Raw genomic sequence first — 19,791 nt, 5'->3', positions numbered from 1 at the left:
GGACATTAGAGTGCCTCGAGGACTTGATCGTAGGCGGCACGCAAGGCCGCGTAAACGGGGCCGGGCCGGCCGCTGCCTACCGGGCGACCATCGTGCAGGACAATAGGCAAGACTTCTTTGGTCGCCGACGACAACATGAGCTCGTCGGCGGTGTCGACTTCGGTGCGCGACACAGGACGCGCCTCGAAGGGAATACCGGCTTTTTGCGCCAGGCTTTCGATGAAACGATAGCGCACACCTTCAAGAATAAGGTGATTGGGCTCGGGCGCAAGCAAAGTGCCGTTGCGCACTACCCAAATGTTGGTAGAAGCCCCTTCTGACAAGAACCCGTCGCGAAACTGTACAACCTCGTCGACGCCAGCCTCGACAGCGGCCTGCTTGGCCAACACATTACCCAATAAGGACACCGACTTGATATGGCAATGCAGCCACCGGACGTCGGGGATTGAGATAGTGGACAAACCCTTTTCGCGCTGCTCTGCGCCAGGCCGCTTGAACGGCGACACCATACAAAATATGGTGGGTGTGGCGTGGGCGGGGAAGGCGTGGTCTCGTTTAGCGACACCACGCGTCACCTGCAAATAAATCATGACGTTTTCAGACACGCCGGCCATCGCTGGCGCGGTACGGGCGATCATATCGAGGAATAAATCGGCCCATTGATCGTCGGTAAACCCAACCTGGATGCTGATTGCCTTCAGGCTGCGCTGCAAGCGGGCAATGTGTTGCGCCATGCGAAACGGCTTGCCCGAGTAAACCGGCACGACTTCGTATATGCCGTCACCGAACACAAACCCCCGATCGAGTACCGACACTTTCGCATCGCCAAGCCGAACATACTGGCCGTTAAGGTAAACAATGCTGTCGTTGTCGACGTCGGGGATCATGAGGCACCTGCAGACAAAAACGCCTATTTTAGCCTGCTGTCTTACTCGAACATGAGCTTAATTTTATCGACCATGCGCGCCATGAAACCCGCCTCAGGGACGTCGGACATGACCAACAATGGCGCCTGGCGCAACACAACGCCATCAAGCGACAAGGACACCGTACCCACTTGCGTGCCTGCAGTCAGCGGAGCAATCAACGGCTGGGTATATTCGGCAACGGGGGTCAGGTCGCCGGCCTTGCCGCGCGGTACTGTTACCCACAACGGTTTGGGTTGGCTCAGCGCCACGGTTTCAGCCTGACCTTGCCAGACGCGCGCCTGAACCGCAGGTTTATCTTCACCGAACAACTTGACCGTATCGAAGTTCTGGAAACTCCAGTTCAACAGCTTGAGGCTGTTTTCGGCGCGTGCCGCATCGCTGGACGCCCCCACAAGCACGGTAATGACACGGCGGCCATCGCGTAACGCGGTCGTGACCAGGCAATACCCTGCCGAAGATGTGTGCCCTGTTTTCAAGCCATCGACAGTTTCATCGACCCATAGCAAACGATTGCGGTTACGCTGTTTAATATCGTTATAGGTGTATTCTTTTTGGCTGTAGTAATGCAGATACTGGGGAAAGTCGACCACCAGATTGCGCGCCAGAATGCCCAGGTCGCGCACGGTAGTGATGTGCTCAGGGTGCGGCAAACCTGGCGAATTGGTGAAATAAGTACCGGTCAACCCCTGACGCTGAGCCTCTTGGTTCATCAGGGCGACAAAGGCGCTTTCGCTGCCCGCAACAGCCTCAGCCAGCGCGACGGTGGCGTCATTGCCCGACTGCACGATCATGCCCTGAAGTAATTCGCCCACCGACACCTGTGAGTTCACGTTGATAAACATACGCGAACCTTCGGTCTTCCAGGCCACTTCGGACACGGACACTTTCTGGTCGAGCGACAACCGCCCTTCGGCAATTGCATCAAACACCACGTAGGCCGCCATAATTTTGGTCAGCGACGCGGGCTCGACTTTTTCGTTAATGTTGGCGGCCGCAATGACCTGGCCACTGTTGGCATCGAGCGTCAGCCAGGCCTTGGCGGCCAGCTCGGGCATTGGAATCGAGGAGAAGTCGGCCACCATGGCGTCTGACGCCTGCTGGGCACCCGCCACCGGAGACATGGCCAGCGCCGCCCCCAGAAATGCGCAACCACCCAAACGCAACGCGTTTCGATACAACCTGGAAATCAGAGACATAAAACACCCATCGATTGAAAACAGGCGTTTTGAACGCCTGTACGGCAAAAGGTTCATTATAGGCAGTGGTCAAGTCACGGGCAGCCACCGCTCACGCAACGGTAGGGATCAAATCGCAAACATTTGCTACAGCGCCCGCAATCGCAGTTGCACCAATGTTTTCAAGGTAAGCAGCTTGCCGTGAAAAAAATGAGAGGCATCAGGGATCACCGTTACCGGCAAGTTGTGTGCCCGCGCAAATTCCATGGCTTCTGCCAGCGGCACAACTTCGTCGGCCTCGCCATGGATCAGCACAGTGTGATCGGGCAAGGCGATGTCGCGGAACTTGAAGCGCTCGACAGCCGGCCCGGCCAAAATAACAGCGTCGGGCTGAAGCCCACCTTGCAACGCCGAATACAGTTGAGCAGCGACTGAAGTACCAAACGAGAACCCCGCCAACACCCAGTGCCCGACGCACGCCTGCGGGTAAGCCGCCTGGAACTGCTCGACCAGCTGGAGCATGTCGGCTGTTTCGCCACGAGCATGGTCAAAACTGCCTTCGGATGCTCCTACCCCGCGAAAATTGGGGCGCACTGTCACCAGGCCGTGGGCCAGACAGGTACGGGAAATAGTAGTAACGACCTTGTTATCGCGGGCGCCCCCATGCAACGGGTGCGGATGCAATACCAGCGCCCAGCCCTGAACGGGCCCCTCAGGCCATTCGACCACACAATCGACGGCGCCGGCTTGCCCCTGCGCCACCCAAGTTTCTTTGCGTTCTGTCATAAAGTACAAATAAACCGCTACGTTAAAGATTTACACTACGCTATTTGCTGAACATTACACCCAGCATCCACCATAAAGCTTAACGCGAATCGGCAGCCCACCGCCCCCGCACAGCCAGATCTTTATGTCGAGCCCATTCCCAAAAATCCCCGAACCCGCCGCATTTCAAACCCTGCTTACCCAGGCGCTACCGGCGTTTCGGTATGTACGCTGGCTCGACGAAACCGGCTCGACCAACGCCGACCTGGTCGCCCTGGCGCGCGAACCCAGCGAGATATATGCACGCCCATGGCTAGAAGGCGCACACCTGCAGCAACGAGGCCGTGGCCGGGCCGGACGCACATGGCAAAATCGTCGCGGGGCGAACCTGATGTTCTCGTGTGCTTTTGATATTTTTGTGCCTGCCCGACACCTGCCGGTGCTCTCCCCCCTGACCGGCGTGGCCACGTGCGAGGCCCTCAGGACGTTCATCAGCCCGGCGCACCGTAACCGCCTGACCATGAAATGGCCCAATGACGTCCTTTGGGACAACGCCAAGCTGGCAGGCATTTTGGTTGAAAGCACGCGCGCCGGTACCGCACGGCAATCGAGCGACCATCATGTCATTATTGTCGGTATGGGCCTGAACATTGACGACGCTCGCACCCTTAGCCAGTCGCTCGACCGCTCTGTCGCCGACTGGTCTGAAATTGCCGCCACAGACCCAGCCGAGGCAGGATCTGCCACCGCTACCGCCCTGGTACAGACTATTGCCAAAGCCTGGTACCAGGTATTTAATGAAGCCACGCGCGATGGTTTCGAACATTTTCCCGAACGCTACCATGCCGTCGACGGTTTAATCGGGCAACATGTTCATATCATTGACGACGGCCGGCTTATACAGGCCGGTATCGCCTGCGGGGTCAACACCACCGGCCAGTTGCTGGTACGCGGCCCCGAAGGTGAAACCGCCATGTCGGTCGGCGAAGTATCTGTGCGCACCCGCACACCGGGCCATCTGACACCCAGGGTCTGATTACGGAGGCACCCATGATTGTATTGATCGACGCCGGAAACACCCGTGTCAAAGCAGGCTGGGTCGACCCCAGCACCGGCGCACGGGAAACCGACCCCATTGCCCTGACGCACGACAACCTCGACCAGCTCAGCCATTGGCTGGGCAAACTGCCTGCAACGCCCGAAAAAGCCTTGGGCGTCAACGTCGCCGGCGACGTCGTGGCTGCCGCCATAGAAGACGTTTTTCATTTGCACGACTGCCCGATTGAATGGGTAAAAGGCCAAGAAGAAGCGCTTAACGTCACCAACGCCTACGACAACCCGGTGCAGCTTGGCCCCGACCGCTGGCTATCTATGCTGGGGCTAGCCCATCGCCCGCATCCGAAAATATCTGAAAATGTCGGCGCAATTGCCCAAGGTGTCTTCCCACCCATAATTCTGGCCAGTTTTGGCACCGCCACCACCATCGACACCCTGGTGGTCGACGTTGCCCGTAGCGCGCCCAACAGCATCCGATACGCATTCAAAGGCGGCACTATTTTGCCAGGCCCGGCACTCATGAAGACATCGCTGGCCGAAGGTACCGCTAACCTGCCCGAGGCCCATAGCGAACCAACCGCCTACCCGACACACACACACCAAGCCATCAGTACCGGTGTCGCGGCGGCGCAAGCGGGTGCAGTTTTGCGTCAATGGCTGATAGGCCTGGAATACTACGGGCATGGCCCGCTGATATACAGCGCTGGGGGGGGCTGGCCATTGGTACAAGAAGAAACCCGACGCCTGTTGCACTTTACCCAGCAACAACTGGGCCTGCCCCAAACACCCATCGAGTGGCTGAGCACACCCGTGCTAGATGGCCTGAGTGCACTAGCGTTACAATCTCCCGCTACGTGCACTTAGCCGTCGACTCTTTATCCAGATACCTATGAAACCAATTCGCAAGGCCGTTTTCCCCGTGGCTGGTATGGGCACACGTTTTCTTCCGGCAACCAAAGCCATGCCCAAAGAAATGCTGCCCATTGTCGACAAGCCGCTGATTCAATATGCCGTTGAAGAAGCAGTTGCGGCAGGGATTACCGATCTTATTTTTATCACTGGCCGAAATAAACGCGCCATTGAAGACCACTTTGACAGCGCCCCCGAACTCGAAGCCGATCTGGCTGCCAAGAACAAACAGGCGCTGCTGGATGCCGTGCGCAATGTTTTGCCATCGTACGTCACCTGCATCTACACGCGGCAGCCGGCGCCACTGGGTTTGGGCCACGCCGTTCTTTGCGCCGCGCCTATTGTGGGCAACGAACCCTTTGTCGTGCTGCTGGCCGACGACCTGATCGACGCCAACATGCCGGTTACGCACCAACTGATCGAAGCAGCGCACCAGCACAATGGCAGCGTGCTGGCCACGCACCACGTCGACCGTGCCGACACCAATAAATACGGCATTATTTCAGGCCACGCCGTCAACGACCGCACTGTTAGAGTCGGCGGGATTGTCGAAAAGCCAGCGCCCGCCGAAGCCCCTTCAACATTGGCAGTGGTGGGGCGTTACGTACTAGAACCCGAGATTTTCGAGCACTTGCGACGCACGCAAGCCGGTGTGGGCGGTGAAATACAACTGACCGACGGCATTGCCAGCCTGTTGCAAGAGCGCCAGGTGTTTGGGTTGGAATACGAAGGCACCCGCTACGACTGCGGCAGCAAAGCCGGGTTTTATAAGGCCACTATGGAGCTGGGACGTAAATACCACGGGCTCTCCTGAGCTCGTTGATACCCGACACCACGCGGGCAACCGCGCCGGCATGCTTTTGAACCCAATGCGTGCCGGCTTCACCAATACGGTGCAAACGTTGCGGTTCGTCAAGTAACTGCAAGGCCTGCTGCAATGCGACCTCGGCATTCGGGGCGCGCAAAGCGGCGCCCTCTTGGATGGCGTCAAATACGGCCTGCTCGAAGTTATCGGTGTGCGGGCCGACCAGAACCGGGGTACCAATGGCGCAGGCTTCGATCAAATTCTGACCGCCGAAAGGCAAAAAACTGCCCGCCACAATGGCTACCTTGCTGGCCGCGTAATAGCGCGGCATTTCGCCCAGGCTGTCGCCCAGCAACACCAGTTGATGATTGCGGCTGCAAATGCGGGCATTGGCTGCGCCGGTTTCTCCTGATTGCACGAACTCGGATCGACGCAAAAACGAAATACCTGCATCGGCCAGCAACTGCGCGACATCATCAAAGCGCTGCGGATGACGGGGCACAATGCAAAACAGCACACGATCGGCCAGACTCACGCCCTGCCCCCGAGCCCGCGCCACCTGCTTGAGAATAGCCTTGATAAAAAGCTCGTCTTCGCCTTCGCGCGTACTCGCAATGGTGATCATGTTACGCGGCAGGGCTTCGGCAAAAGCGCGCCCGCGCTGCACGTGCTCTTTTGACAGTGACACATCGAACTTGAAATTACCCGACACGCGCACTCCCTGCACACCAGCCTGCTCAAGGCGCTGGGCATCTTGCAAGGTTTGTGCATACACCGCCTGAAAACTTTGATAGGCCTCTCGCATGACAGCGCCAGCCCGTAGGGTTTGACGCAATGACTGGTCGGAGAAACGCGCACTGGCCAACACAAGGGGAATATTCAGTGCGTGCGCCTCAGCAATGATGTTCGGCCAAACTTCGCGCTCGATGAGCACTGCCAGCGAGGGCTGATAATGTTCGAGAAACCGGCGGGCACTACCTGGGAAATCGTATGGCATCCATTGCTGCACCAACTGACCATCGGCAATAGCGTGAGCGAAGGCGCGGGCTGCCTCTTCACGACCCGTCACCGTCATGTGGGTTAATAAGACCTGATCGCCCTGATCGAGCAGCGCCTGAATAAAAGGCTGTGCAGCGCGAACCTCACCCAGGCTGACGGCATGCACCCACACCGGCGACGACTGGGTGGCCGGTTGCGCGTAGCGGCCAAACCGCGCCCCCGACAAGACTTCCCAACGACCACCGGCACGCCGCGCGCGCAATCCCATCCAGGCCATCAGCAACGGCGACAGCATACGGATGCTGACGTTATAGAAAAACCTGTTCAAAACGCCTCCGAGGCCAGGGCCTGGTCAATGGCACTGATCACCGTTTGTGCAGAAGGCGCCTGACCCCGCTCGCCCAGGCTCGCGGTATAGCCAGACCCTTGCAAGGGCGTGCGTACTGGCGTCGAGGCTTTATAAATGCCAATGGTCGGGCGCCCCAGTCCCGCCGACAAATGCGTCAGCCCGCTATCGAGGCCGACCATCAGGCGGGCCCTAGCCAACAGCCGCGCAATATCGGTCAGGCTCATGCGAGGCATCACCTGCGCATTAGGCACGCCGGCTATCAAAGCCTGCGCGCGCGCCGTTTCGGCCGCATTACCGGCCAACAACTTCAGCGACAAACCCGATTGCGCCAATCGCTCGAACACAGCATGCCAATCTTGTTCTGGCCAGAGCTTATCATCGCGGCTGGCTGACGGCATGATGACGGCATAGGGTTCGATAGCCTGACCCTCGGTAAACGCCTGCAAGCCGAAATCGGGCTCGCCCTCGGGGGTATAACCAAATGCCAGCCCGGCCAACTGCCGTTGCCGCGGAACCGCCGGCTGCCAGAACTCCACCCGATGTTTGACATCGTAAAAGAGCGATGCCAAAGGTTCGCGTGCCGATTTGCGGTCTAACCCGTGACGAACCCCCTGCGTTTGACGCACCAGCCAGATCGACTTCATCAGCGCCTGCATATCGAGGACGATATCGTAATGCCGCGCCTTGAGGTTCTTCTTCAGGGCAGCACGTTCGGATCGCGTTTGCGAGGACCACCAGCTTTTACGCCAGCGGCGATGCGCCACCTTGATCACTTCATGAACCGCTGGATGCCACCCAGGAATTTCGGCAAAGGCCTCTTCGGCCAGCCAATCGATCTGGGCGCCGGGCACATGGCGGGCAATATCGGAAATTGCGGGCAGCATATGCACCAGGTCACCCAGCGACGAGGTGCGCACAATAAGTATTTTTTTCGTCATGGCGCGATTATAAAGACTCGGAAACCAGAAGAAACCTGTCAATTGAAACGGCACAAAACGCTAAAATACCGGCCATGACTTCGACCATACTTGTTACTGGCGGCACCGGCTTTATCGGCAGCCACACCACCGTCCTTTTGCAGCAGGCTGGCTACCGTACCCTGGTGCTGGACAACCTGTGCAACAGCAGGCTTAACGTTATCGACCGTATCGCCCAAATCAGCGGCACCCGTCCTGACTTCATCCAGGGTGATATCCGCGATACTGACCTGCTCGACACGCTGTTCAAAAATCACAATATTGCCGGCATCATGCACTTTGCCGGGCTTAAGGCCGTAGGCGAATCAACCCAATTGCCGCTTCAGTACTACGACAACAACGTCAACGGCACCGTCTGCCTGCTGCAGGCCGCGCAAAAAGCGGGCGTCAAAACATTTATCTTTTCGTCATCGGCCACGGTATATGGCGACCCGGTCAGTCTGCCCATCACCGAAGACCACCCGCGTTCGGCAACCAACCCCTATGGGCACACCAAACTGGTCATCGAAGACATTCTTGAAAATCTGTACAACGCCGAGCCGGACTGGCGTATTGCGCGTTTGCGCTATTTCAACCCGGTAGGCGCACACCCCAGCGGCCTAATTGGCGAGGCGCCGCAAGGCACCCCCAACAACCTCATGCCTTATGTGGCCCAAGTGGCTACTGGCCGGCGCGAGCGGCTTCAAGTGTTTGGCAGCGACTACAACACGCCCGACGGCACAGGCGTGCGTGACTACATTCATGTCATGGACTTGGCGCAGGGCCACCTGGCCGCACTGCAACACTGCAAAACCCAAAGCCGTGCCCTGCTAAGCGTCAACCTGGGCACCGGCAACGGTTTCTCGGTACTCGAGATGGTGCGTGCCTTCGAAGCGGCCAGCGGCCGCGCCATACCCTACGACCTGGTGCCTCGCCGACCAGGCGACATCGCGGCCTGCTTTGCCGACACCGAGCTGGCGGCAAAGCTCATTGGCTGGCGCGCCAAACTAGGTATCAACCAGATGTGCGAAGATGCGTGGCGCTGGGAAACTGGTCAAGCAAATCAAGCAACTGAGTCGTAACGCAACGCCGGAACTCCAGGTCTTCTGACAACGCCGCCCCGAACACATCGGACGACGCCAGCACAGTTTCGGTTAGCTCGTAAGGGTCTGCCGCTTCGCCGCCCAATGCCCGAATTTGCGCAGCCAACGGCCCGGCCCCCATGTCGTCAGACACGGCCTGCGATGCGCTAACTTGCATGAGATGACGCAACCAAGCCGCCACAACACGCGCGTGACGATCAATGGACAGCCCCTGGCGCAAACGATCGGCAACGACTGGCAGCACAGCGTAAGGCAACACTTGGCTGACTTCGGCAACCAACTGCCGCGTCGACACCCGCAAAGACGGATTGGCAAAACGCATCAACCATTGCTGCTGATACTCTTCCCAGGCAATGCCGGTATGTTTCTCAAGCGTTACGCCCGCGTCCGCCATCAACCCGACCATAAACAAGGTGATTTCGGGCTTTTGCATAGCCTGATAAAGGGTTTGGCAACCTGCCAGGCTACCCAGCAAACCTAGCGTTAAATAGCCCGCGTCAAGCAAGCGATAACGGAGTTCTTCGTAGGGCCCGACATGCGGCGTAAGGATGGCGCCCGCATTTTCCAAGGGCGGGCGATCGTTGCAGAACCAATCTTGAATGACAAACAAGGCATAAGGCTCGGTAATGACAGGCGCGGCATCGTGCAAACCCAGAATGCCGGCAGTTCGCTCCAGATCGGCCTCTTGGACTTGCGGCGTCATGCGATCCACCAAGGTGCAGGGGCATGCATATTGCTCCATGAACTGTCTTAACAAGCCAGGCACGCCCAGTTGCGGCTCGGCCTGCTCGATGTAATGCGCCAGCACACGCTGCAACACCTTGCCGTTAGCCGGCATGTTGTCGCAACTTAGCAAGGTAAACGGCTTGAGCCCCCGGGCTTGCCGCTGCGCAATCGCCCAGGCCAACACGCCAATTGCGGACTGCGGGCGTTCAGGCGTACGCAAATCGGCATTGATCTCGGGCAAGGCCTGATTCAGGCAGTCGCCGGCCGGGTCATAGCAATAGCCACGATGCGTAATGGTCAACGAAACCACGGCCGTATCGGGGTGCAACAACGCTGCCATGACCTGCTCACCTTGCTGGACGAGGTTGAGCACCGGCTTCAAGCTTCCAATGACACGTGCGCGCGTCTTGCGACCGTCATCAACCAACAAGGTATATAAACCATCTTGCGGCGCCAGCGCCTGATCGACCCCTGGGCTCTTCAGGCTGACTGCACACACGCCCCAATCGGCCTCGCCCTGTTCGAGCAGATCGTCGGCATAAACCGCCAAATGACTGCGAAAAAACGCGCCCGCCCCCAGATGCACCATCCGGACGCCTGCAGCCGCCCGGTCGTAGCCGGGTTTGGCCACGGTGGAAGGCAACTCAACCAACGTTTTTTCGCTTAATCTGTTCATGAGGATTTACCTGTGTAGAATTTGTCATTATTCAACGTGTGCATTACTTTTGGCAATTCAACGCAGCAACAAGGCAACCGCATCAAGCCGCCAAACTGCGCCACACCCAGAACCCGCCCGGCCCACCGGTCTTACAGCAGCCCCGACCGGTATAAACCAACCGCCAGGGCCCCAACAAAACAAACGATATGTTTTCTTCGTTTCGCACACAACTTATGCTTGCCCTGGGGGGCCTTACGTTGCTTGTCAGCGTCGGGCTGGTTGTCTACGTTGACCAGGCATCGTCCGAACAACTCGCCACGGCCAGCAAAAACCGCCTGTCCAGCGTGTCCGACGCCATTGCCCAAACATTGGCCACCAGCATCACCGAACGCAAACGCGCCATTATTGTCCTGAGTCAGGCCCCCTCACTTCTCGAAAAATCTCTGGACGACGACGCCATTCAGGGATTGCTGGAAGACTTACAAGACGCTTACCCCGACTATGCCTGGGTCGGCGTAGCCGATGCCGAAGGTACCGTTCGCGCCGCTGCCAACGACATGCTCGAAGGGCAAAGCGTTGCCAACCGCCCCTGGTTCATCGAGGGCATCAAGGCCCCCCACCTGGGGGACCTGCACGAGGCCGTATTGCTGGCCCAGATGTTGCCCAATCACTCAAACGAACCGATGCGGTTTGTCGACTTTGCGGCCCCCATCATCGACAACAACGGCAATACGCTGGGCGTACTGGCCACACACGCCCACTGGAGCTGGGTGACCAGCTTGATAGAAAGCACGGTCAGCACGGGCACGTTGTCCGATGGGATCGAAGTGTTCGTCATCAACTCGCAAAACGAAATCCTCTACCCGTACGCCAAAATCGGCGAACTAACGGTACCCGATTTATCCGACGCCGGCCGGGCGCCTTTGGCCTGGGCCGACGGCGGGCTATTTTTAACCAGCACCAGTATCGTCTCCCCGAATACAAGCACGCAATTGGGCTGGAAAGTCGTCGTCCGCCAGCCTGTTGAGCTGGCGCTGGCGCCGGTCGAACAGTTGCGCAAGCGGCTGGCCCTGTTCGGCTTACTGGTCGTAGCTATTGCCATGCTGGTAGCCTACATTCTGGCGCGTCGAACCAGCCGGCCCATCGAGCGCCTGCACCGCGTGGCCCGCGATGTTCTGGCAGGCGCCGAGGCCCCGCCAGAGCCCCGGCAATTCAAAGGCCCCTTCGAAATCCGCGAGCTTTACCGCGCCTTCCACGACATGACGCTTAATCTGCTGCAACGTAAAACCCAACTGGAAGAGGTCAACGCGTCGCTGGAACAAACCATTAACGAGCGTACGGCACAGCTGCGCGGTGCCAACGAGCACCTTGAGCAACTTGCACGACTAGACAGCCTGACTGGGCTGCGCAACCGCCTGGCAGCTACAGAAAGACTGAAAGACGAGTTTTTGCGCTATAAGCGCAACGGCACACCCTACGCCGTGTTAATGCTGGACATCGACCATTTCAAACGCATCAACGACACCTATGGCCACCACGCAGGCGACCGTGCCTTGCAGGGCTGCGCGGCCGTACTGGCTGCCAACCTTCGTGAAAGCGATTTCATTGCTCGCTTTGGCGGCGAAGAGTTCGTTGTGATTTTGCCGGACACCAATCTGCTGAACGCCCACGAAGTTGCGGTCAAGATATGCCTGGCGATCAGCCAGACCCCGCCCGCGGGCGTTGATGCCTTGACAATCAGTGTCGGGGTCGCCTGCGCGCGCCCTGCGCATCTTGAAAAAGACGATATGGCCATTGTGAATGATGCCGATCGGGCGCTGTATCGTGCCAAGACCAACGGCCGCAACCGCGTTGAAACCTGCACGGCCGAAGACGCCCTGATTGATTAACCTTGCACAGCCAAAGTCAGCCCGACCGCTAGCCGCGACGCCCTTGCGGCCGCTGCGCAACCCGTATCTCTAGGGTAAGCGACTTGCCGCTGCGCACAACTTTGAACGCGGCGCTTTTACCCGGCGCAAGGCGCGCTACCTTGCCTAAAAAGTCAAGCGTATCTCGCACGCGCTCGTCGTTGATGGCCACGACGATGTCGCCCACCGCGAGCCCCGAACGAGCCCCCGGCCCCTGCCGTAAAACACTGGCAATAATGACCCCATCGAGGTCGGGCAAGCCAAAAGCGCGAGCCAAGTCGGAGGTGATGTCTTGCGGTTCGACACCAATCCAGCCCCGGGTCACGTACCCCTGCTTGATAATTTGGTTTTTTACATTCAAGGCCACGCCGGCAGGGATGGCAAAACCAATTCCCAGCGAGCCGCCGGTTTCAGAGTAAATAGCCGTATTGATACCCACCAGCCGACCCGCCGTATCGATAAGCGCACCGCCCGAGTTGCCCGGATTTATGGCCGCATCGGTCTGGATGAAGTTTTCGTACATATTGATGCCAAGACGGTTGCGCCCCAGCGCCGAGACAATGCCCAGGGTAGTGGTTTGCCCGACACCAAAGGGGTTGCCAATCGCAAGCACCACGTCGCCCACAGCCAAACGCTGCTGGTCGTCAACGCCAATGGCCGGCACGTTTTTCAGGTCGGTCTTGAGCACGGCCAGATCAGTTTCCGGATCTGCGCCAATGAGGCGCGCCTTGGCCTGCCGCCCATCGTTCAAGGCGATTTCGATATCATCGGCCGCCTCGACAACATGGTAGTTGGTCAGGATATAACCCTCGCCGTCAACAACGACACCCGACCCCAGCGCCGTTGTTTTTCGACTGCGCGAGAACCCCGGCAACTGATTGAACAGTCGCGCCATATCGGGGTCGTTTAATAACGGCAGAATGGGCTCGACGACCTGTTTGGTGGTGTAGATATTGACGACCGCCGGCGCTGCACTGGCTACCGCAGCCGAATACGATGCGCTGCCTTGAGCGGCGATAACGCCCGACGGGGCTACCGTCGCAACGGGCAACTGCCTCTGCACAGGGCGCAAAGACAGCCAGTCGGGACGCAATGTGCTGACGATGAATAAAATACCAAGACAAACCGTCACGGTTTGCGCAAACAACAACCAAAGTCGACGCATAGGAATACGCACAGATGAAAACAGTAGCGACAAAAGATCTGGCTGCCTGGCTGGACAACACCCTGCAGGTTTCACAGTTTCGGGACTACTGCCCCAACGGCCTGCAAGTTGAAGGCAAAGACCAGATTGCGCATATTATCGCCGGAGTTACCGCTTCGGAGGCACTGCTACAAACCGCGATCGACCGAAAGGCCGATGCCATCATGGTGCACCATGGCTGGTTCTGGAAAAATGAAGACCCCCGGGTGAAAGGCCCCAAACGCCGCCGCCTTCAACTGGCTCTGCAGCACGACCTGAATGTTTTTGGGTTTCATTTGCCGCTGGATGCCCACCCGAAATGGGGCAACAATGCACAACTTGGCGAAAAATTGGGGCTGACGCCGCTGCGCGACGAAAACGGAACCCCAAAAACATGCGGCCCCGATAACCTGGTGTGGCTGGGCACGTGCAAACCAAACCACAGTTTGCAGAACCTCTCTGATGACATCGAAGCTGCGCTGGGCCGCAAGCCACTTGTCATTGGCGACCCAACGCAGCGCCCGGCAAAAATTGCCTGGTGCACAGGTGGCGCACAAAATTTTGTAGAAGCGGCCATTGAGGCTGGCGCACAGGTCTACATTACGGGTGAGGCATCGGAGCAAAACTACCACCTGGCCCACGAAACCGGCGTTGCATTTATTGCTGCCGGCCACCACGCCACCGAACGCTATGGCATACAAGCCTTAGGCAAGGCCGTCGCCCAACAGTTCGGTATCCAGGTCGACTTTGTCGACCTGGACAACCCTATTTAAAACCTAACACCCTGCCCGGACACCAGGCCAATTGCCAGGCTTGGCGTCTGGAAGCGTCGGCCCAGTCGGGCCGGGCACTTACTTCTTGAGCAAGTCGCGAATTTCGCGCAACAAGGCAACGTCTTCAGGCGTGGGCGCAGGCGCTGCGGGCACCTCTTCTTTCTGCTTTTCAAGGCGGCTACGGGCTGCGTTAACCGCCTTGACCATCAGAAACACCACAAAGGCCAGCAGAATGAAGTTGATAAGGATGGTGATGAAATTACCCCAGGCAAACACGTTGGCACCGGCCTTGACCAGTTCGTCGTAGGTTTGCGGGCCGGTATAGCCTTCGGGCGCCTTCAGCACCCAGAACAAATTGCGGAAATCGACCTGCCCGCCCAGAATAAAACTGATGATCGGCATGATCACGTCTTTGACCAGCGAGTCGATGATCTTGCCAAAAGCCGCACCGATAATCACCCCGACGGCCAAGTCGATCATGTTCCCACGTACTGCAAATGCCTGAAACTCGGCAATGAAGCCCTTACCCTTGCTCATGTTTTTATCTCCCGTGAATTCACCCAACGTCGGGCTAACGCTATAATACGCGGTTGGTAGAATATTCAATACGGTAAAAACGTTGAATGCAATGCCCTTTAAGGGGCATGAATTAAGGATACAAGAATGAGTCAGGATAAGTCACAGCACGACGCTGGTGCGGTTGATCTGAGCAACCTCCCACCCGATCCGTCGCGCCGTCTTTGGGTTACCACCGCCTGTGCCGTTGGGGGTGTCGCCGGGGTAGCCACCGCAGTTCCGTTCGTCGGCAGCTTTGCGCCGTCAGAAAAGGCAAAAGCCGCTGGCGCTCCTGTAGAACTCGACGTTGCCTCGATCCCGCCAGGCCAAATGCGCACAGTCGAATGGCGCGGCAAGCCGGTTTGGGTTCTGCATCGCACGCCCGAACAGCTCGAAGCGCTCAAAGGGCTTGATGGCGAACTGGCCGACCCCAACTCCGACCGCCCTGGCTACACGCCACCCTACGCCAAAAACGAATACCGCTCACGCAAGCCCGAGTACCTCGTTGCGGTAGGTATTTGCACCCACCTGGGTTGCTCGCCCACGCCCGAACTGGCCGCCGGCCCTGGGCCCGGCCTCCCCGCCGACTGGGAAGGCGGTTTCTTCTGCCCTTGCCATGGCTCTGCCTTCGACCTCGCCGGTCGGGTTTACAAAAACAAACCCGCACCCGACAACCTCGAAGTGCCGCCCTACGAGTTTTCGGCCGACGGCTCCCGAGTCATCATCGGTGTCGACGAAGACAACAAGGCGTAAGCCATTCAAACTTAATTCATATAGACGCCACTGATACAAAGGAACCGTTTCCATGGCTGGTGACAAAACCGTCGAAACGACAGGCCTCTTAGGATGGATCGACAAGCGCTTTCCGCTGACTCGATTGTTCAAAGAGCACATGTCGGAATACTACGCTCCCAAAAACTTCAACTTCTGGTACTTCTTTGGTTCGCTGGCACTGCTTGTGCTGGTCATCCAGATTGTCACGGGTATTTTCCTGGTCATGAACTACAAACCCGACGGGAACCTCGCGTTCAATTCCGTCGAGTTCATCATGCGCGAAGTCCCCTGGGGTTGGCTGATCCGCTACATGCACTCCACCGGTGCGTCCATGTTCTTCGTGGTCGTCTACCTGCACATGCTGCGCGGCTTGTTCTATGGCTCGTATCGCAAACCTCGCGAACTGGTCTGGATCTTCGGCATGGCCATTTTCCTCTGTCTTATGGGCGAAGCCTTCATGGGCTACTTGTTGCCCTGGGGTCAAATGTCCTACTGGGGTGCACAGGTTATCGTCAACCTGTTCTCGGCTATTCCTTTCATCGGCCCCGAGCTCTCCCTCTGGATCCGTGGTGACTACGTCGTTTCCGACGCCACACTGAACCGCTTCTTCGCCTTCCACGTTATCGCCATTCCGCTGGTACTTATCGGCCTGGTAGTTGCACACATCATTGCATTGCACGAAGTGGGCTCCAACAACCCCGATGGCGTCGAAATCAAAGAAGGCCCCAAAGACAGCAAAGGCCACCCAGTCGATGGCATTCCGTTCCACCCCTACTACTCGGTGCACGACATCATGGGTGTGGCCGGCTTCCTTATCGTCTTTGCCGCCATTGTGTTCTTTGCCCCGGAAATGGGCGGGTACTTCCTTGAATACAACAACTTCATCCCTGCCGACCCACTGAAGACCCCAGCGCACATCGCACCGGTTTGGTACTTCACGCCGTTCTACTCCATGCTTCGCGCCATCACCGATGATTTCACATGGGTTCTGGCTGCCGCTTCTGTGCTGGGCGCCATTGCCCTGTTCATCAAGGGCAACCTGCGTGGCCTGTGGCGTATCGTCGTACCGGTCATCCTTATTGTCGTCGCTGTCCTGCTTCGCACCATCGACGCCAAATTCTGGGGTGTTGTGGCCATGGGCGGTTCGGTTGTCATCCTGTTCTTCCTGCCATGGCTCGACCACTCACCGGTGCGCTCCATTCGCTACCGTCCTACATGGCACAAGTACTTGTACGGCATTTTCATTGTCACATTCCTGGTGTTGGGCTATTTGGGCACGCAGCCGCCCAGCCCGGTATTCAACCTCATGAGCCAGATCGGTACGCTGATCTACCTGGGCTTCTTCCTGCTGATGCCTGTCTGGAGCCGTATCGGCACCTTCAAGCAAGTCCCAGACCGCATCACGTTCAACGCTCACTAGGCCTTACGACACGGAAAGATTATGATTAAAAAGCTGCTTGGTGCTCTGGCGCTTTCTCTGACTTGCTCGGTCGCTTTTGCGGCGACCAGCAACTACGAGCTCGACACCGCACCCGACCGAATCAACAATATGGCATCGCTGCAAAACGGCGCCAAACTGTTCGTCAACTACTGCCTGAACTGCCACAGTGCATCGGCCATGCGGTATAACCGTCTGACCGACATCGGCCTGACCGAAGAAGAAATCAAAAAGAATCTCCTCTTCACATCAGACAAAGTCGGCGACCTGATGAACATTGCCATGCGCCGCGCCGATGGCGCTGCATGGTTTGGCACCACGCCACCTGACCTGTCCGTCATTGCACGCGCCAAGTCAACCAACCTGGGCCCTTCAGGTGTCGACTACGTCTACACCTTCCTGCGCACGTTCTACCGCGACACATCCAAAATGTCCGGCTGGAACAACGCAGTCTTCCCCAGCGTGGCCATGCCTAACGTCCTCTGGCAACTGCAAGGTCCGGTAACGCACACCAGCACACTGACTCACCCCGTCGACAAAGACGGTAAGGTTCAGTGGGAACGTGTCGTCACCACCTACGACGCTCAGGGTTACGGCGAATCGAAAACTGAAGCTGTACAAAACTACCGCGGTTCCGAAAAAACCGAGGCCCGGTTCCAGTACACCAGCAAAGCCCAGCAAACCCAATTCGACAACAACGTTGCCGACTTGGCCAACTTCCTGGGCTGGATGGCCGAACCCGACCAGCTGCTCCGCAAGAAGATCGGTGTTTGGGTCCTGCTGTTCCTGGGGCTCTTCCTGGTCGTCGCATGGCGCCTGAATGCTGCCTACTGGAAGCACGTCAAGTAAGCGCCAGCTGTCGCACTCAAGGTAACGGCACCTAGCCGTTACCCTCCCGGAAAATAGGCGTAAAAGTTCTTACGCCTATTTCCCTTTTCTGAGCAACGTTTTTTCTCGCTCCTGTTTTCTTTCAGAGGATCCCTCGCCATGATGGTGCTCTACTCCGGAACTACCTGCCCTTTTTCCCAACGCTGCCGCTTTGTGCTCTTCGAAAAAGGGATGGACTTCGAAATCCGTGACATCGACCTGTACAACAAGCCTGAAGACATTTCAGTCATGAACCCGTACGGTCAGGTACCCATTTTGGTCGAACGCGACCTGGTCCTGTACGAATCCAACATCATCAACGAGTACATCGACGAGCGCTTCCCGCACCCGCAGCTCATGCCCGCCGATCCGGTCATGCGCGCACGCACACGTCTGTTCCTGTTCAACTTCGAGAAAGAACTGTTCATCCACGTTTCCGCACTTGAAAACCGTGCTGAAACCGACGAGAAAGTCCTCGAGAATGCACGCCAGAACATTCGCGAGCGCCTGTCGCAATTGGCCCCGCTGCTCATCAAGAACAAGTTCATGCTGGGCGAAGAGTTCTCGATGCTCGACGTTGCCGTTGCACCTTTGCTGTGGCGCCTCGACCACTACGGCATCGAACTGCCCAAAAATGCAGCGCCGATCCAGAAATATGCCGAGCGCATTTTCTCGCGTCCGGCCTACATCGAAGCGCTCACCCCGTCTGAAAAAGTCATGCGACGCTAATCGTTATGTCAGAGACCCCGACCAAGCCTTACCTTATTCGCGCGCTTCACGAATGGTGTACCGACAACGGCTACACCCCACACATTGTCGTGACAGTAGATCAAAATACGGTGGTTCCCCGGGCCCACATCCACGACGGGCAAATTACCCTCAATGTGGCCTGGTTGGCTACCAATGGGCTGGTCCTGGGTAATGACTACATCGAATTCCAGGCGCGGTTCGGCGGCGTAAGCGAAGACATCTTCGTGCCGGTCGCCGCCGTTTCAGCCATTTACGCCCGGGAAACCGGCGCGGGCATGGGCTTCGAGGTTGAACCCTCGCTGCCCTATCCCGGTGGCGAATACGCGGCGCCGGCCTCTGCCGATCCTTCACCGGCACAGCTGGCTACCGCCGAAGATCCCCCCCCCGACGACGACCCCAAGCGCCCCCATCTAAAAATTGTCAAATAACGGAGACTCAATGGACGCCAAGCTTTTAGACGAACTCTATATCCGTCAAACTATCGAACGCTGGGCCGTATGGCGCGATGCAGGCGACTGGGATCGCTTCGAGACCGTATGGCACCCTGACGGCGTCATGATGGCCACCTGGTTCCAAGGCCACCACAAAGACTTTATCCGGGTTACCCAAGAAGGTTGGAAAAAAGGCGTTAGCATTTTGCACTTCTTAGGCGGTTCGGCAGTCGACATCAATGGCGACCGCGCCATTGCTCAAACCAAAATGACGATCTCGCAACGCGGCGACGTTGAAGGCGTGTTGTGCGATGTCGTCTGCACGGGTCGCTTTTACGACTTCATGGTGCGTCACGAAGGCGAATGGAAGGTATTACACCGTCAGCCTATCTACGAAAAAGACCGCATCGACCCGGTTGATCCAGCGGCTTCGCTATCGCTCGACCACACCGCGCTGGCTACCATGCCTGCAGGGTACCGTCACCTGGCCTACATTCAAACCCGTATTGGCTACAACGTCAAAATGGACATGCCCATGCTGACCGGCCCGGAAGTCGATAACCTTTACCGCCGCGGGGCCAACTGGCTGGCGGGTGGCGACGGGGAATTCCCCAAGTTTTGAGGCACTGATCGGGGCCTTGAAACAACAATCTGGCCCCGATCATCAAACCCGCATCACGCAA

Annotated in this window: 20 protein-coding genes; 12 read left to right on the top strand and 8 right to left on the bottom strand. The window is 57.8% G+C overall.

The window, feature by feature from the left end:
* Positions 1-5 precede the first annotated feature (5 nt).
* The 3 genes from PuT2_RS10225 to PuT2_RS10215 form a co-directional block, all read right to left on the bottom strand.
* Positions 6-887 carry a D-amino acid aminotransferase gene (locus tag PuT2_RS10225; RefSeq protein WP_093970950.1) on the bottom strand — a complete coding sequence of 294 codons (882 nt, stop codon included), beginning with the start codon at positions 885-887 and terminating at the stop codon, positions 6-8.
* Positions 888-928: 41 nt separating this feature from the next.
* A complete protein-coding gene (locus PuT2_RS10220) occupies positions 929-2,125 on the bottom strand; it encodes a D-alanyl-D-alanine carboxypeptidase family protein (RefSeq protein ID WP_093970949.1) in 1,197 nt (398 codons plus the stop codon).
* A 126-nt stretch (positions 2,126-2,251) separates the two neighbouring features.
* On the bottom strand, positions 2,252-2,890 hold the full coding sequence (locus tag PuT2_RS10215; protein ID WP_093970948.1) for an alpha/beta hydrolase: 639 nt from the start codon (positions 2,888-2,890) through the stop codon (positions 2,252-2,254).
* 124 nt (positions 2,891-3,014) lie between these two features.
* Between PuT2_RS10215 and PuT2_RS10210 the strand changes: the two genes are divergently transcribed.
* From PuT2_RS10210 to galU, 3 genes are read left to right on the top strand one after another with little or no spacing between them, the layout of a single operon-like run.
* Entirely contained in the window at positions 3,015-3,905 is an 891-nt protein-coding gene (locus PuT2_RS10210; protein ID WP_093970947.1) for a biotin--[acetyl-CoA-carboxylase] ligase, read from the top strand.
* Between the two features lie 14 nt (positions 3,906-3,919).
* The gene (locus PuT2_RS10205; RefSeq protein WP_093970946.1) at positions 3,920-4,789 is read left to right on the top strand and encodes a type III pantothenate kinase; all 870 of its coding nucleotides are present in this window, start codon (positions 3,920-3,922) and stop codon (positions 4,787-4,789) included.
* A gap of 25 nt (positions 4,790-4,814) precedes the next feature.
* A complete protein-coding gene (gene galU, locus PuT2_RS10200) occupies positions 4,815-5,648 on the top strand; it encodes a UTP--glucose-1-phosphate uridylyltransferase GalU (protein ID WP_093970945.1) in 834 nt (277 codons plus the stop codon).
* Here the strand turns inward: galU and PuT2_RS10195 are convergent.
* Positions 5,611-6,966: a 3-deoxy-D-manno-octulosonic acid transferase gene (locus PuT2_RS10195; RefSeq protein WP_093970944.1), complete on the bottom strand. Its 1,356-nt coding sequence runs from the start codon at positions 6,964-6,966 to the stop codon at positions 5,611-5,613. The genes galU and PuT2_RS10195 overlap by 38 nt on opposite strands.
* On the bottom strand, positions 6,963-7,925 hold the full coding sequence (waaC, locus tag PuT2_RS10190) for a lipopolysaccharide heptosyltransferase I (protein ID WP_093970943.1): 963 nt from the start codon (positions 7,923-7,925) through the stop codon (positions 6,963-6,965). Before waaC ends, PuT2_RS10195 begins: the two co-directional genes overlap by 4 nt.
* A 74-nt stretch (positions 7,926-7,999) precedes the next feature.
* On the opposite strand from waaC, the gene galE reads away from it, so the two are divergent.
* On the top strand, positions 8,000-9,025 hold the full coding sequence (galE, locus tag PuT2_RS10185) for a UDP-glucose 4-epimerase GalE (protein ID WP_093970942.1): 1,026 nt from the start codon (positions 8,000-8,002) through the stop codon (positions 9,023-9,025).
* On the opposite strand, the gene PuT2_RS10180 is transcribed toward galE, so the two are convergent.
* Positions 8,958-10,448 (bottom strand): mannitol dehydrogenase family protein, encoded by a 1,491-nt coding sequence (locus PuT2_RS10180; RefSeq protein WP_093970941.1) that lies wholly within the window; start codon positions 10,446-10,448, stop codon positions 8,958-8,960. The genes galE and PuT2_RS10180 overlap by 68 nt on opposite strands.
* Positions 10,449-10,636: 188 nt before the next feature.
* Between PuT2_RS10180 and PuT2_RS10175 the strand changes: the two genes are divergently transcribed.
* Positions 10,637-12,319 carry a sensor domain-containing diguanylate cyclase gene (locus PuT2_RS10175; RefSeq protein ID WP_093970940.1) on the top strand — a complete coding sequence of 561 codons (1,683 nt, stop codon included), beginning with the start codon at positions 10,637-10,639 and terminating at the stop codon, positions 12,317-12,319.
* A 28-nt stretch (positions 12,320-12,347) separates the two neighbouring features.
* On the opposite strand, the gene PuT2_RS10170 is transcribed toward PuT2_RS10175, so the two are convergent.
* Entirely contained in the window at positions 12,348-13,502 is a 1,155-nt protein-coding gene (locus PuT2_RS10170; protein ID WP_093971017.1) for a S1C family serine protease, read from the bottom strand.
* 14 nt (positions 13,503-13,516) lie between these two features.
* Between PuT2_RS10170 and PuT2_RS10165 the strand changes: the two genes are divergently transcribed.
* Positions 13,517-14,293: a Nif3-like dinuclear metal center hexameric protein gene (locus tag PuT2_RS10165; RefSeq protein WP_093970939.1), complete on the top strand. Its 777-nt coding sequence runs from the start codon at positions 13,517-13,519 to the stop codon at positions 14,291-14,293.
* 78 nt (positions 14,294-14,371) lie between these two features.
* Here PuT2_RS10165 and mscL read toward each other — a convergent pair whose 3' ends face one another.
* The gene (mscL, locus tag PuT2_RS10160; RefSeq protein WP_093970938.1) at positions 14,372-14,830 is read right to left on the bottom strand and encodes a large conductance mechanosensitive channel protein MscL; all 459 of its coding nucleotides are present in this window, start codon (positions 14,828-14,830) and stop codon (positions 14,372-14,374) included.
* A gap of 126 nt (positions 14,831-14,956) precedes the next feature.
* Here mscL and petA point away from each other — a divergent pair, with 126 nt between their 5' ends.
* The 6 genes from petA (at position 14,957) to PuT2_RS10130 (ending at position 19,730) form a co-directional block, all read left to right on the top strand.
* Positions 14,957-15,601: a ubiquinol-cytochrome c reductase iron-sulfur subunit gene (petA, locus tag PuT2_RS10155; protein WP_093970937.1), complete on the top strand. Its 645-nt coding sequence runs from the start codon at positions 14,957-14,959 to the stop codon at positions 15,599-15,601.
* 52 nt (positions 15,602-15,653) lie between these two features.
* Positions 15,654-17,042: a cytochrome bc complex cytochrome b subunit gene (locus PuT2_RS10150; protein ID WP_093970936.1), complete on the top strand. Its 1,389-nt coding sequence runs from the start codon at positions 15,654-15,656 to the stop codon at positions 17,040-17,042.
* A gap of 21 nt (positions 17,043-17,063) precedes the next feature.
* A complete protein-coding gene (locus PuT2_RS10145; protein ID WP_093970935.1) occupies positions 17,064-17,909 on the top strand; it encodes a cytochrome c1 in 846 nt (281 codons plus the stop codon).
* Positions 17,910-18,047: 138 nt separating this feature from the next.
* Positions 18,048-18,656 carry a glutathione S-transferase N-terminal domain-containing protein gene (locus PuT2_RS10140; protein ID WP_093970934.1) on the top strand — a complete coding sequence of 203 codons (609 nt, stop codon included), beginning with the start codon at positions 18,048-18,050 and terminating at the stop codon, positions 18,654-18,656.
* A gap of 5 nt (positions 18,657-18,661) precedes the next feature.
* Entirely contained in the window at positions 18,662-19,105 is a 444-nt protein-coding gene (locus PuT2_RS10135; protein ID WP_093970933.1) for a ClpXP protease specificity-enhancing factor, read from the top strand.
* A 10-nt stretch (positions 19,106-19,115) separates the two neighbouring features.
* Positions 19,116-19,730 (top strand): nuclear transport factor 2 family protein, encoded by a 615-nt coding sequence (locus tag PuT2_RS10130; protein WP_093970932.1) that lies wholly within the window; start codon positions 19,116-19,118, stop codon positions 19,728-19,730.
* The last annotated feature ends 61 nt before the right edge of the window (positions 19,731-19,791 follow it).

It is taken from the genome of Pusillimonas sp. T2 (assembly GCF_002236805.1).
Lineage (GTDB): Bacteria > Pseudomonadota > Gammaproteobacteria > Burkholderiales > Burkholderiaceae_B > Neopusillimonas.
The sequence above is the reverse complement of the archived record's forward strand: the minus strand, read 5'-3'. Positions and strand labels throughout refer to the sequence as shown.